The sequence below is a fragment of the Allobosea sp. FG18 genome, assembly GCF_057809495.1.
Map to the genome: position 1 here is coordinate 125,596 of NZ_JBMDKB010000006.1, position 13,128 is coordinate 138,723.

General features: G+C 65.4%; 12 protein-coding genes. 3 read left to right on the forward strand and 9 right to left on the reverse strand.

What is annotated here, in order from left to right; genetic code table 11:
- Positions 1-59: 59 nt before the first annotated feature.
- The 5 genes from bfr to ACODTJ_RS09005 all read right to left on the reverse strand — a co-directional run bounded on the left by bfr (position 60) and on the right by ACODTJ_RS09005 (position 4,727).
- On the reverse strand, positions 60-554 hold the full coding sequence (gene bfr / locus ACODTJ_RS08985; protein ID WP_454655444.1) for a bacterioferritin: 495 nt from the start codon (positions 552-554) through the stop codon (positions 60-62).
- A gap of 117 nt (positions 555-671) precedes the next feature.
- Entirely contained in the window at positions 672-959 is a 288-nt protein-coding gene (locus tag ACODTJ_RS08990; RefSeq protein WP_454655442.1) for a (2Fe-2S)-binding protein, read from the reverse strand.
- Positions 956-1,489, reverse strand: a complete 534-nt coding sequence (gene irrA / locus ACODTJ_RS08995; RefSeq protein ID WP_454655440.1) for an iron response transcriptional regulator IrrA — start codon at positions 1,487-1,489, stop codon at positions 956-958. Before irrA ends, ACODTJ_RS08990 begins: the two co-directional genes overlap by 4 nt.
- A gap of 243 nt (positions 1,490-1,732) precedes the next feature.
- Positions 1,733-3,322, reverse strand: a complete 1,590-nt coding sequence (locus ACODTJ_RS09000) for a DHA2 family efflux MFS transporter permease subunit (protein WP_454655438.1) — start codon at positions 3,320-3,322, stop codon at positions 1,733-1,735.
- Between the two features lie 202 nt (positions 3,323-3,524).
- Positions 3,525-4,727: an HlyD family secretion protein gene (locus ACODTJ_RS09005; RefSeq protein ID WP_454655436.1), complete on the reverse strand. Its 1,203-nt coding sequence runs from the start codon at positions 4,725-4,727 to the stop codon at positions 3,525-3,527.
- Between the two features lie 148 nt (positions 4,728-4,875).
- On the opposite strand from ACODTJ_RS09005, the gene ACODTJ_RS09010 reads away from it, so the two are divergent.
- Positions 4,876-5,544, forward strand: a complete 669-nt coding sequence (locus ACODTJ_RS09010; RefSeq protein ID WP_454655435.1) for a TetR/AcrR family transcriptional regulator — start codon at positions 4,876-4,878, stop codon at positions 5,542-5,544.
- A 12-nt stretch (positions 5,545-5,556) separates the two neighbouring features.
- Here ACODTJ_RS09010 and ACODTJ_RS09015 read toward each other — a convergent pair whose 3' ends face one another.
- On the reverse strand, positions 5,557-6,489 hold the full coding sequence (locus ACODTJ_RS09015; RefSeq protein ID WP_454655433.1) for a DMT family transporter: 933 nt from the start codon (positions 6,487-6,489) through the stop codon (positions 5,557-5,559).
- Between the two features lie 145 nt (positions 6,490-6,634).
- Positions 6,635-7,669: an aspartate-semialdehyde dehydrogenase gene (locus tag ACODTJ_RS09020; protein ID WP_454655432.1), complete on the reverse strand. Its 1,035-nt coding sequence runs from the start codon at positions 7,667-7,669 to the stop codon at positions 6,635-6,637.
- 457 nt (positions 7,670-8,126) lie between these two features.
- On the opposite strand from ACODTJ_RS09020, the gene ACODTJ_RS09025 reads away from it, so the two are divergent.
- Both ACODTJ_RS09025 and ACODTJ_RS09030 read left to right on the forward strand, forming a co-directional pair.
- Positions 8,127-9,227, forward strand: a complete 1,101-nt coding sequence (locus ACODTJ_RS09025) for a hypothetical protein (protein WP_488848229.1) — start codon at positions 8,127-8,129, stop codon at positions 9,225-9,227.
- 89 nt (positions 9,228-9,316) lie between these two features.
- Positions 9,317-9,622: a hypothetical protein gene (locus ACODTJ_RS09030; protein ID WP_454655429.1), complete on the forward strand. Its 306-nt coding sequence runs from the start codon at positions 9,317-9,319 to the stop codon at positions 9,620-9,622.
- Positions 9,623-9,814: 192 nt separating this feature from the next.
- Here the strand turns inward: ACODTJ_RS09030 and ACODTJ_RS09035 are convergent, their stop codons facing one another.
- Entirely contained in the window at positions 9,815-12,214 is a 2,400-nt protein-coding gene (locus tag ACODTJ_RS09035) for a transketolase-like TK C-terminal-containing protein (protein ID WP_454655427.1), read from the reverse strand.
- 158 nt (positions 12,215-12,372) lie between these two features.
- On the reverse strand, positions 12,373-13,014 hold the full coding sequence (locus tag ACODTJ_RS09040) for an invasion associated locus B family protein (RefSeq protein ID WP_454655426.1): 642 nt from the start codon (positions 13,012-13,014) through the stop codon (positions 12,373-12,375).
- Positions 13,015-13,128: the final 114 nt, after the last annotated feature.

The following is a 13,128-nucleotide window of genomic DNA, read 5'->3' on the forward strand; positions in this document are numbered from 1 at the left end:
CTTTTGGCACGGCAGGCCTTGCAGACCGCGCGCCGCCGAAGCGACGCGCGTCAACCGACTCAGTGGCCGTGGTCGTCGCCTTCCAGGCCGCCGATATGCTTCTGGGTGTAGAGCTCGATGCCGATGCGGCTGATGAGGTCGAGCTGGGTCTCGAGGAAGTCGATATGGCCTTCCTCATCCTTCATCAGGGCCTTGAACAGGTCCTCGGACGGGAAATCGCCGACCTCGCGGCAGTACTTCGCCGCTTCCTGGTAGAGCGTGCGCGCTTCGAGCTCAGCCTTGAGGTCGCACTCGATCACTTCCTTGACGGTCTCGCCGATGCGCAGTTGGTCGAGCGTCTGCAGGTTGGGGAAACCCTCGAGGAAAAGGATGCGGTCGACGAAGCGGTCGGCATGGACCATCTCCTCGATCGATTCCTTCTTCCAGGTCTTGGCCATGTCCTTGAGGCCCCAGTTGTCCAGCATGCGGTAATGCAGCCAGTACTGGTTGATGGCCGTGAGCTCCGAACGCAGCCCCTTGTTGAGGTATTCGATGACCTTCTTGTCGCCCTTCATGGGGTCCACTCCGCAATCCACATTAGAATGATACTAATGTAGGCACGGACTGGCCGGAAGTGAAGAGCTAAAAAGCGGTCTCGGCGCTTTTGATCGAGCAGGAGGCCGCAGCGGCGCTCAGGCCGCGATGCTCTCGTCGTTCAGCTCGATCCCGTCGAGCATGATACCGACCGAGACATGCACCGCGCACTCGATCTCGCGGCTGGCGCAACCGCCGCATTGCGTCGCGCAGACGGCGCGGGCCTCGGCCAGAAGCGCCCGGACCTCACGCGCGCAACGTCCACAATCCGGGCTGCAGCCCAGGCAATCGTAGACCTCGCCGGCTGTCCGGGGGCCGCTGCCGTCAGCAGCGACAGTCCCCTTGATCTGGCCGCAGGACAGAACGTTGCAGGAGCAGACGATCACGCGTGGTGGCCCACCACCCGCTTGGTCTCGATTTCCTCGCCATCGGCGCTGCGCAGGCGGACAATGACCTCGACCGAGGAGATCATCATGCCCTCAGGCGCGTCCGGCAGTCCGGCAACCTGGATCATCGAGCCGGGGATGTCGGTGACGGTCTCGTCGTCCTCGTTGTAGAAATGGTGATGCTCCGACACATTGGTGTCGAAGAAGGTCTTCGGACCGGAGACCGAGACCTGGCGCAGCAGGCCGGCTTCCGAGAACTGGCGCAGCGTATTGTAGACGGTCGCAAGCGAGAGCGGCTCGCGCGCCCGCAGCGCCTCCTCATAGAGCATCTCGGCGCTGACATGACGGTCGCCCTTGGCGAAGAGCAGCCAGCCCAGAGCCATGCGCTGGCGCGTCGGACGCAGGCCCGCCGTCCGCAACCGCGCCTTCACGGCGCTGATCGGGCAGCTCGACGGATTTTTCTGCGGCCACGGGATATGATCGGCCGCCACCGGCCTGTGATCGTGATCCTTGCTCGCCAGAACGCTCATTGTAACGCCTTCCACACGCCGAACCTCGGCAGCGTAGTTTAGAAAACATCTAAACTACTGATATTATTGTCATTTTTGGCAAAGCACCGCTCAAATGTCAATCTTCGCAGCTGCGACATCGGGCAGCGCCCACAGCACAACCGCGTGACCGCCGTGCCGACGCCCTGCCCTGAACGCATGGCTGCGGCATCCACGGAGATCATTTCTCAGCTTCGCGCAGCCGGCAGCCACGCGCGGAATCGCCTAGTGACCGCCGCCGCCAGCGCCTGCGACGGGCTTCGGCGGCTTGCGTAGGAACAACGCCATCACGACCAGGCTCGCGAAGATCATGGTCAGCCCGAGGAAGACATCGCCGAAGGCCATGACCAGCGCCTGCTTGTGGACGCGCTGGTTGATCAGGGCGAGCGCCATCGTCTGCGCCGCATCGCCGTAGTCGATGAAACGCTGCGCCGTGTTGGCGATCGCCTCCTCCGCCACTTGGCGCCCGGCAACGACCATCTCGTGGAGCCGGGTGATATGCAGATCGGTACGGGTGTTCAGCATCGTGTTGATCACCGCGAGCCCGACGGCGCCGCCGAGATTGCGGGTCAGGTTGTAGAGCCCGGACGCGTTCTTGAGTTGCTGCGGCGGCAGCGAGCCCAGCGCGATGTTGTTGATCGGCACCATGCACAGCATCAGCGAGCAGCCACGCAGGATCTGGGGAACCATCAGCTCGTAGAAATCCCAGTCGGAGGTGATGAAGGAGGCCCACCAGGTGCCGACCGCGAAGCCGCCGAAGCCGATCATCATCATCGCGCGCGGGTCGAGCTTGGTCGAAAGGCGCCCGGCGATCGGGGCCGTCAGGAACATGCACAGACCGGTGACGAACATCGTCTCGCCGATCATCAGTGCGTCATAGCCGCGGATACGCCCGAGATAGACCGGGTAGAGATAGGTCAGCCCGTAGAGGCCGATGCCCATCGTGAAGGAGAACAGCGAGCCGAAGGCGAAATTGCGATTCTTGAACGCATAGAGATCGACCAGCGGATCGTCGCGCGTCAGCGCCCGCCAGAAGAACAGGACAGCACCGGCGACCATCACGACCGAGAACAACACGATCTCGTGGCTCTGGAACCAGTCCAGCCGCGTCCCCTCCTCCAGCACGTATTCGAGGCTGCCGAGGAACGCCGCCATGGCGGCGAGTCCGAGCCAGTCGAAGCGCTTGATCAGGCTGTGGTCGGGCTTGTCGAAATCGATCAGCGTCCAGGCCGCGATCGTCACCGCGATGCCAGGCACGACATTGACCAGGAACAGCCAGTGCCAGGAGAAGGCATGGCTGAGATAGCCGCCGACGGTGGGGCCGATCGTCGGCGCCAGCGTCGCGACGAGCCCGATCAGCGGCGAAATCACCGGCCGCTTCGACGGCGGGAAGATGGTGAAGGCTGCCGCGAAGACGCCGGGAATCATGCCACCGCCGATGAAGCCCTGCACCGCCCGCCACAGGATCATCTCGTTGATCGAGGTGGCCTGCGCGCAGAGCACGCTGGCAATGGTGAAGCCCGCCGCGGCGATCGAGAAGAACACGCGCGTCGACAGCGCCCGGCTGAGATAGCCCGACAGCGGGATCATGATGACTTCGGCGATCAGATAGGCGGTCTGGACCCAGGCGACTTCGTCGGACGAGGCGGACAGGCCGGCCTGGATCTCCGCAAGCGAGGCGGAGACGATCTGGATATCGAGGATCGCCATGAACATGCCGAAGACCATCGCCATGAAGGCGAAGATCCGGCGGAGCGGGATGGCGTCCTCGGCGGGTTTGGCGCCGGCGCCCGGATTCAGGGTCGCAGTGGCCATGACGGCCTGCCTTTCATCGGGGTGTCTTCCCGCGCGCGCTGCAGCGTGAAACGCTGCTGCGCAGACGCGGGACCGTCATCAGAATGAGGCGCCCTCACAGCGCCGGGAGCCGATCACATTTCGTCCTGCGGTCCCGCATCTGCGCAGCAGCACTTCGTGCCGCAGCGCGTGCGGGATGACCCGCTTCATCAATGGCGCTTGATCAGCGCTGGCTGACCGGCCGCGGATCGATCGAGACGACCACCGACATGCCCGGCCGCAGCGCATGCTTCGCCGTCGAGGCCGGATCGAGCGCGATGCGCACCGGCACGCGCTGCACGATCTTGGTGAAGTTGCCGGTCGCATTGTCGGGCGGCAGCAGCGTGAAGACGGAGCCCGTGCCGCCGGCGATGCCGCTGACCGTGCCGTGGAAGACCTGTCCCGGCAGGGCGTCGACGGTGATGCTCGCCTTGTCGCCCCTCTTCAGCGGCCCGACCTGCGTTTCCTTGAAATTGGCGTCGACATAGACCTGGTCGAGCGGAACGATCGACATCAGGCGCTTGCCGGCGCCGACGAGGTCGCCGATCTGGACATTGGTATTGGCGATGACGCCGTCGATCGGCGCGGCGATCTTCATGAAGGAGAGATCGCGCTCGGCCTTCTGCTCGGCCACCTTCAGCTCGTCGATCTGTCGGGCGGCCTCGATGCGCTGCGCCTCCAGCACCTTGATATTGGCCTGCGCCTGCACGACGCCGGCCTTGGCGCTCGCCACTGCAGCGACAGCCTGATCGCGGGCCGCGGTCGCGGCATCGAGTGTCGCCTGCGAACCGTAGGACTTGGCGGCTAGGCTATTGGCGCGGTCGAAATCGGCTGTCGTGCGCGTCACGGCCGCCTCGGCCGAATTCTGCTGCGCCTGCGCCTGCAACTGGGCGGCGCGCGCGGCCTCGACCTGACTGTCGATGCGGGCGAGCGTCGCCTGCGCCGTCGCGGACTTGGCGCGGGCGCTGTCGAGCGCGATCCGCCAGTCACCGTCATCGAGCGCGACGAGCGGCTGCCCGGCCTTGACCTCCTGGTTCTGCCGCGCGGAAACGGACGCGATATTGGCGGAGAGCTTGGCCGAGACGGTCGCCATCTCGGCGCCGACATAGGCGTCATCGGTCGAGACGATGAAGCGGCCATTGCGCCACCAGTCGACACCGTACCAGAGCCCGGTCCCCACGACGGCAGCGCCCACGACAAGCAGCGCGCCGCGCTTCAGCGGGCTCTTGCCGGATTTGGCCTTGGCCTCGGCGGTTTCGGGCGGGGAGGTCTTCGCCTGTGCGTCACGGGCGGTGGCGGGCTCGGCCGCCGGCTGGGCGGTCTCGGCCTTGGCATCGACCAGCTTCAGCCGGTCGCGACGGTGTTCGGCAGCGGTTTCAGCAGACATTGGGCGTCCTGCATGTCAATTCGAACCAACCGGTTCGATTGCGCTTGAAGTAGCGCGGCGCATGATGCATATCAAGCCAAATCGAACCGATTGGTTCGATTCTTTTTCGCAGCTGCCATGCAGGGCCCGCAGACCGGGCCGGGATGAGATGTCGGAAAGCTCTGAAAGCCCGGTAAAGACGGGACCACGCAATCGCCGGATCGCCGGCACCGATCCCGACAAGCGCCGCCAGATCCTGGACGGCGCCTTGCACATCTTCACCTCGCGCGGCTTCGACGCCGCCAGCATGAGTGATATCGCAGCCGCCGCGAACGTGTCGAAGGGCACGCTCTACGTCTATTTCGAGGACAAGGAGCATCTCTTCGTCGCGCTGATCCAGCGCGAGCGCGAAGCCCAGAAGCGCGGCGCGCTCGAAGCCCTGAACGAGGATTCCGATCCCGTGCGGGCTTTGACCAGGTTCGGACTCTGCATCGTCAGAATGATCAACGGCGACCTCGCCGTCAGCGCCCATCGTGTCGTCATCGGCGTCGCCGAGCGCATGCCTGAGCTCGGCCGTGGTTTCTACGAGAACGGCCCGATGCTCGGCTCCAAGCTGATCGCGGGCTATCTCGACCGCATGGTGGCCGAAGGCAAGCTCGCGATCGACGACACCTATCTCGCCGCCGTCCAGTTTCTCGATCTCTGCCAGTCGACCCTGACCCGCCCGCGCCTGTTCAACGCCGTCCGTACGCCCCCGAGCGACGAGGAAATCAGCCACGTCGTCGGCGAAGCGGTCGCGATGTTCATGGCGCGCTACGGCGCCCAACCGCGCGACTGAACATCGACGCCGTCAGCCGGCGACCAGCTTCGCCCGGATGCGCTCGCGATGGGCGATATAGAGTCCCGAAGCCGCAATGATAGCCGCGCCGACATAGGTCCAGATGTCCGGGATCGCTGCAAAGACCAGATAGCCGAAGATCGAGGACCAGAGCAGCTGGGAATAGGCGAAGGGCGCCAGCAGCGAGGCATCCGCGTAGCGGAAGGCCTGGATCAGGAAGATATGCCCGATCGTCGAGATGCCACCGATGAAGAGCCCGATCAGGATCGTGTTGAGATCGAGCGCCTGCCAGCTGAACGGCACGGCCAGCGACAGCAGGATGAAGCCGATCGTGGCGGAATAGGCCAGCGTCACCACAGGGATCTCGGTGCGGCTCATCATCCGGGTGACGATCAGCGAAAACGCCCAGAAGAACGATGACCCGAGAACGAAGAACGACGCGCTGTGAAAGCCGTCGCCGCCGGGGCGCACCACGACCAGCACGCCTATCAGCCCGACGCTCGTGGCAAGCCAGCGCCGCCAGCCGACGATCTCGCCGAGGATGGGAATGGACAGCGCCGTCACGAAGAGCGGCGAGACGAAGGAGGTTGCAGTCGCGTCCGCCATCGGCAGGTCGTGCAGCCCGGCCACAAACAGGATCGAGGAAACCGTCACGCCCAGGGCCCGCAGCACCTGCAGGCCCGGCCGGCGCGTGCTCATCCTGCGGAAGCCGCCGGTGAAGCTGATGGTGACGAGCATGATCGCGGCGAAGGTGCCGTAGCGCATCCAGGTGATCTGGAGCGCGGGCAAGGTGGTCGCCAGATATTTGGAGGCGATGTCGCCGCTGCACATGAAGATGGCTGAGAGCAGCACAAGTGCGATGCCGCGCGCGGAATTGTCGACGCGCAGCGGCCTGCCTTCCTGCGGAGGGACGACCGGCGATTGATCAAGGGGAGCTTTGGACAAGGGCTCGGTTCGCACTCTGGGAATGCGCAAGCCTTAGCCCTTTTGCCCGGCATAGCCACACGCAAAGACGGTCGCCCGCCCATGCGCGTGGACATGGCCTGTGACCCTGCCCGGTATCGGCCAGGGCCGGGCAGCGCAGCTTGTCTTACGCAGCCTGCTTGCGCGGCTGGATCAGCTTGCGGTTGACCAGAACCTCGGCGATCTGCACGGCGTTCAGCGCCGCGCCCTTGCGCAGGTTGTCGGAGACGCACCAGAAGGCGAGGCCGTTCTCGACGGTCGAGTCCTCGCGGATACGCGAGATATAGGTCGCGTCCTCGCCGGCCGCCTCATGCGGGGTGATGTAACCACCGGGCTCGTGCTTGTCGATCACGAGGATGCCCGGAGCGGTGCGCAGCACCTCGCGCGCCTCGTCGGCTGTGATCGGCTTCTCGCACTCGATGTTCACGCTCTCGGAATGGCCGATGAAGACCGGCACGCGCACGCAGGTCGCGGTCAGCCTGATCTTCTTGTCGAGGATCTTCTTGGTCTCGACCACCATCTTCCACTCTTCCTTGGTGAAGCCGTCCTCCATGAAGACGTCGATATGCGGAATGAGGTTGAAGGAGATGCGCTTCGGGAACTTCTTGGTGGTGACCTCGCCGGCCGAGAACACGGCGCGGGTCTGGTTGAACAATTCGTCCATGCCTTCCTTGCCGGCGCCGGAGACCGATTGATAGGTCGAGACGACGACGCGCTTGATGCCGAACTTGTCGTGCAGCGGCTTCAGCGCGACGACGAGCTGCGCGGTCGAGCAGTTCGGGTTGGCGATGATGTTCATCTTGGTGAAGCCGGCGGCGGCGGCGGCGTTCACCTCCGGCACGATCAGCGGCACGTCGGGGTGCATGCGGAAGGCCGAGGAATTGTCGATGACGACGCAGCCCTGCGCGCCGATCTTCGGCGACCAGGCCTTCGAGACGTCGCCGCCCGCCGACATCAGGCAGATATCGGTGTCGGAGAAATCGTAATGCTCGAGGGCCTTGCACTTCAGCGTCTTGTCGCCGAACGAGACCTCGGTGCCGACCGAGCGCGAGGAGGCGAGCGCCACGACCTCGCCGACGGGGAAGGCGCGCTCGGCGAGAATGTCCAGCATCTCGCGGCCTACATTGCCGGTTGCACCGACGATTGCGACCTTGAAGCTCATGATGTGATCCTTTGCGGATAAGGCGGTTCGGGTCTCCCTTTGGGGGCCGCCCCGCACCGGTTTCGGGCGGGTTCGGCGATCTCTCCCCGCCGGGGGGAGATGGACCCGGAACCGAGGCGAAGCGTCAGCGCGACAGGCCGGTTTTCCCGGTCGTCGTTTTGGTCGTGAGTTTCGTCGTCGTCAGACGGACAGTCACAGAGCCAATCCCGAAGGGCTGAAAACTTCGCAAGGCGGCGCAACCTTGCACCACGCCTTGTCAGAACACCGGGAACGACGAAAAGTCAATCTCCTCCTCATAGTGGCGCCCGGCCAGCGCATTAACCCTGCCCGTTGACCCCTTGTTCACGCTGCCGGTCGATTGGCCGGCGTCGGTAACCCGGCAGCGACTCTCACGGTCCAGCCTGCCCTCTCGATCGAGGATTGCGCGGCCGGTGTTTCGGCGCGCGGGAGTGACGGGTTGCGTGTGCGTTCGGACGAGTTGATGGACCGGTTGCGGCCCCTGTCGCAGCACTTGCGGCATGTCTTGTCCGTTGCCGGCATCAGATTCCGCGGTGCGTGGGCTAGGCTCAGGCGGATCGATCTCGTCCCGGCTCTCATCACCTGCGTCGACCGGATCGAGAGCGGCTTCCGCATCGCGTCCCGTGCCCTTCGCCGCCTCGTGCCGCGCAACGGCCTCGGCTTGCCGGGCGCCCTCGCCTGGCGCATTGCGGCCGCGCTCGGCGGCATCAGCCTGACAGCCGCGCTCGTCACGGCACTGTCCGGGAGTGGCGAAGGCCAGTCCCAATTGGCCAGCCTCGCATCTCCGGTTGCCGCCGCGACCACCCAGACCACCGTCAACCGCAAGCCGCTCCTCGCGACGACCGAAGCAGATTGGATCGCGATCACCCGCCCGATCGCCATCTTCAATCTCGAAGCGCCGGAACTCGGCCGTGAAACTCCCGCGATCGAGGCCCGTCGCAGCCGCGATGGCGGCCAGCGCGAGGACCTCCTGAGTTTCGGCACTTTCGCAGGCTCCGCTGCTCATCTCTCGCTACGCTTGAAGACGGGCGACGGCGTCGCTGCCCATTCCGGCTCCTTCATGGTCGCGCTGGTGCATGCGGCGGCGCTTCGCAGCCTCGCTGTCGAGCGAGGCAGCACGCCCGCGCTCATCGAAACCCGCTTCGGTCCGCTTGAAACCGCCGATATCGTCCTCGGCGACGGCACCGAGAGCCGCGTCTGTCTCGCCTTCCGCACCATGGGTTCCGACGCTCCCTTCATGATGAACGGCTGGTGGTGCGCTGGCGCCAAGCCCAGCGACCGCAAGCAATTGACCTGCCTGATCGACCGGCTCGACCTCGCGAATGCCGGCGCCGACCCCGAACTGCGCGCCGCGTTTGCCCGCAGCGAGCTCCAGCGTCACCCGGGCTGCGCCACGCCGCGCCTCGCGGCGACCGGCCGCAAGGTCTCCTGGCTCGACGCGGACGGCACGATGCCGGCCCTGCGCATGAAGACAGCCACCGCCGAACCAACACCCGAGCCGCGCCCGCGGCGCGCGAAAAAGCCCCGCCGCGAGCGCTAACAAAGTTGTTAACGACGCGATGCTAGCCTTTGCACCGGTTTTTCGATGCTTACATCGAGCGGATCGATCCGCTCCCGGAGATTGCCGTCATGATGTCGTTCAAGCGCGTAGCCGCCATCCTCGCCGTCGCCGCGACGGCTTCGACCGTGATGGTCAGCATTGCCGAAGCACAGAGCCGCCGTGGGCCGCTGCGCGTCACCGTGCAGAAGCGCAGCTATTTCGATGCCGGCAACGTCGTGCCCGTCGGCTCGCTGAACCGCTATGCCAGCCAGCACATGTCGGCTTCGCCTGTCTATGTGAACACCGGCGACCTCTATGGCGAGGGCACCCTGCCCGGCCGCATCGGCGCGGGCGCGAACCCCTTCGCCAACACCTTCGCGACGCCGCGTTTCTGACGGACGCCTCCCTGAAGGGCACGTGTCATCCCGTGCGCGCTGCTGCGTGAAACGCTGCGGCGCAGACACGGGACCGTCCTCAGAAAAAGGCGCCTTCTCGTCGCGCGATCCCGTGTCTGCGCAGCGGCATTGCATGCCGCAGCGCGCACGGGATGACACTCTTCATTGGCGCACGCTTTCCTTAGGCGCGCGTCACTCCGGTAACGCCCTGAGATAACGCACCGGCCGCCCCGGCGCCGCCGCGTTCGCCGCATGCACGATCGCGTTCGCGTCGATGCCGAAATGCCGGTAGAGATCGGCGACGGTGCCGGTCTGCCCGAAGTGTTCGACGCCGAGCGCCTTCTGCCGGTGGCCATGCACGCTGCCGAGCCAGGCCAGCGTCGCCGGATGCCCGTCCAGAACCGAGACGATGCCGCAATCGCGCGAGAGATCGCCGAGCAGCCGCTCGACATGGCTTGTCGCCGCATGGTTGCCACGCTGTCGCGCCCGCTCCGCCGCCTGCCAGCCGGCATTGAGCCGGTCGGCTGATGTGATCGCGAGCAACCCGACATCGCGCCGGTCCTCGGAGAGCAGCCCGACCGCCTCGATCGCCTCGGGCGCGACCGCGCCGGTATAGGCGATCACGACAGACGCGTTCGGCCCCGGCTTCCTGAGCCAATAGGCCCCGTCGATGATGGCGCGCTCCAAATCCGGCGTCATCGCCCGGCTAGGCTGCTCGACCTGCCGGGTCGAGAGGCGCAGATAGACCGAGCCGCCGGTCTCGTCGCGCAGCCAGGTGCGCTCGTCCGGATCGCCCTCGCCGTCGCGCTGCATGTAGTCGAACGACCAGCGCATCATCACCGCAAGCTCGTCGACGAAGGCTGGCTCGAAGGAGCAGAGTCCGTCCTGGCTCATGCCGATCAGCGGCGTCGCGATCGACTGGTGCGCGCCGCCCTCCGGCGCCAGCGTCACGCCGGACGGCGTCGCCACCACCATGAAACGCGCATCCTGGTAGCAGGCATAGTTCAGCGCATCGAGCCCGCGCGAGATGAACGGGTCGTAGAGCGTGCCGATCGGGATCAGCCGCTCGCCGAAGATCGAATGCGACAGGCCCAGCGCCGAGAGATTAATGAACAGGTTCATCTCGGCGATGCCGAGCTCGACATGCTGCCCCTTCGGCGAGAACTCCCATTTCTGCATCGAGGGAATGCGCTCGTCCTTGAAGGTGTCGGCCATCGACGCCTTGGCAAAGAGCCCGCGCCGGTTCACCCAGGGCCCGAGATTGGTCGAGACGGTGACGTCCGGCGCCGTCGTCACGATGCGATCGGCGAGCGGCCCGCCCGTCTTGGCGAGATCGTCCAGAACCTTGCCGAAGCCCATCTGGGTGGACATCGACGGCTGGATGCCCGCCTCCAGCTTGTCCGGAACCGGCAGCTTCGGGGCCGAGAAGCGTCGCCGCCCCTGCGAGAAGAACGGCACCTTGTCGAGGAAGGCCCGCATCTCGCTCTCGGGCAAGTCGAGCCCCTCGAACAAATCCCATTCGTGGCCGAGGCGAACGCCGTTCGCCTTGCGGAAGCCGTCGAGCTGCTCCTTGGTCATCAGCCCGGCATGGTTGTCCTTATGCCCGGCGATCGGCAGCCCGAAGCCCTTCACCGTATAGGCGAGGAAGCAGACCGGTCGGTCATGATCGATCGCCTCGAAGGCCTCCAGGATCGACGGCAGGTCATGGCCGCCGAGATTGCACATCAGCTTCGAGAGTTCGGCGTCCGAGCGCTTCTCAATCAGCGTGGTCACCGGCCCCTGGTCGCCGAGATCGTCCATCAGCCGCTTCCGCCAGGCAGCGCCACCCTGGAAAGTCAGGGCCGAATAGAGCTGGTTCGGGCAGGAATCGATCCAGGCCTTCAGCCGCTCGCCGCCCTTCTCCTTGAACGCCGCCTGCTGCAGCGAGCCGTATTTCAGCGTGACGACGTCCCAGCCGAAATTGCGGAACATCGTCTCGAACCGGTCGTAGAGCCCCTCGCGGATCACGGCGTCGAGCGACTGGCGGTTATAGTCGATGATCCACCAGGTATTGCGCAGGCCGTGCTTCCAGCCCTCCATCAGGGCCTCGAAGATATTGCCCTCGTCGAGCTCGGCATCGCCGATCAGCGAGACCATGCGGCCTTCGGGCCGGTCCTTCGCCCAGCCATGCGCCTTCACGTAGTCCTGCGTCAGCGACGAGAACAGCGTCTGCGCGACGCCCAGGCCGACCGATCCGGTCGAGAAATCGACGTCGTCGATATCCTTGGTGCGCGAGGGATAGCTCTGCGCGCCCTTGTAGCCGCGGAAATTCTCGAGCTTTTCGCGGGTCTGGAGCCCCATCAGATAGTTGATGGCGTGGAAGATCGGCGAGGCATGCGGCTTTACCGCGACCCGGTCCTGCGGCTTCAGCGCGGCCATGTAGAGCGCCGTCATGATCGTGGCGAGCGAGGCCGAGGAGGCCTGGTGCCCGCCGACCTTCATCCCGTCCTCGTTCTGGCGGATATGGTTGGCGTTGTGGATCGTCCACGAGGCCAGCCAGAGGATCTTCTTCTCGAGCTCGGCGAGAAACGGCAGGCGCGGATCTGTTGTCATGAATGTGGCCCGAACTCCCAATGCAGCCGATCATGCACGGAAGCACTGGCAGAACGAGCCAAATTTCTATGTGGCACCAGCCGGCTTTGGTGATTTCCGCTACGGCGCGGCGGCCCGGCGACGAAAACCACCAATCACGGGTCGGGTCCGATTGCCGGCTACTTGTCGATCTGCGCGATGCGATCGAGCGCCGCGCCGAAACCGCCCAGCGAGACGTTGAACGAGATCGGCTCGTTGTTCGACAGGTTCAGCGCCGCGACCGTCAGCGCCTTGCCCGCCTTCATCGCGTCGGTCGCCACCGTCGTAAACGAGATCGGCAGCAGGCAACCCTGCGCCAGGCAGGTCGAGAAGCGCAGGCCCTGGCCGAGATCCTTGTCGTCGAGCCTGAGCACCGCGCCGTTCTCCAGCTTCATGCCGAACGGGAACAGGATCGTGCCCTCGGCGCGCCCATCCCTCGGCGCGCGCAACTCGATGGCGAAGACGCGCTGGCCGGTCTGGCTGTTGCCCTGCGACTGCAGCAGCACGCAAAGCCGCTGTCCGTTCGCGATGCGGCAATCGACGGTCCAGTCGCCATAGGTCTCGTTGATCGCGCTGGCGCCATTCGGCAGCGTCGCGGCCTGGGCGGCGGGCTGGCCGACGCTCGGCGCAGGCTGGGCCGGCTTGGCAGGCGCGCGGGGAGCCGGGCGCTGCGGCGTGGCAGAGGCCGCAGGTGCCTCCTGAGCCCAAAGCGCGGGCGCGGTGACGGAACTGGCCGCGAGAACTGCGGCGAGGGCGGCGATCCGGAGCGAATGATGTTTCATGCCAGCGCTGTCATGTGAAGTTATCCTTGCCCTATCGCAGAAACAGCCTCCGAGAGAAAGCGGCAAAACGTAAATGACCTGCAGCAAATGAGACCGATCGCTACTTGCAATCGC

Excerpts from the sequence above, each read along its gene's own strand:
- bfr (WP_454655444.1), bottom strand. The coding sequence starts at position 554 with ATGAAGGGCGACAAGAAGGTCATCGAATACCTCAACAAGGGGCTGCGT.
- irrA (WP_454655440.1), bottom strand. The coding sequence starts at position 1,489 with ATGAGCGTTCTGGCGAGCAAGGATCACGATCACAGGCCGGTGGCGGCC.
- ACODTJ_RS09000 (WP_454655438.1), bottom strand. The coding sequence starts at position 3,322 with ATGGCCACTGCGACCCTGAATCCGGGCGCCGGCGCCAAACCCGCCGAG.
- ACODTJ_RS09005 (WP_454655436.1), bottom strand. The coding sequence starts at position 4,727 with ATGTCTGCTGAAACCGCTGCCGAACACCGTCGCGACCGGCTGAAGCTG.
- ACODTJ_RS09010 (WP_454655435.1), top strand. The coding sequence starts at position 4,876 with ATGTCGGAAAGCTCTGAAAGCCCGGTAAAGACGGGACCACGCAATCGC.
- ACODTJ_RS09020 (WP_454655432.1), bottom strand. The coding sequence starts at position 7,669 with ATGAGCTTCAAGGTCGCAATCGTCGGTGCAACCGGCAATGTAGGCCGC.
- ACODTJ_RS09030 (WP_454655429.1), top strand. The coding sequence starts at position 9,317 with ATGATGTCGTTCAAGCGCGTAGCCGCCATCCTCGCCGTCGCCGCGACG.
- ACODTJ_RS09035 (WP_454655427.1), bottom strand. The coding sequence starts at position 12,214 with ATGACAACAGATCCGCGCCTGCCGTTTCTCGCCGAGCTCGAGAAGAAG.
- ACODTJ_RS09040 (WP_454655426.1), bottom strand. The coding sequence starts at position 13,014 with ATGAAACATCATTCGCTCCGGATCGCCGCCCTCGCCGCAGTTCTCGCG.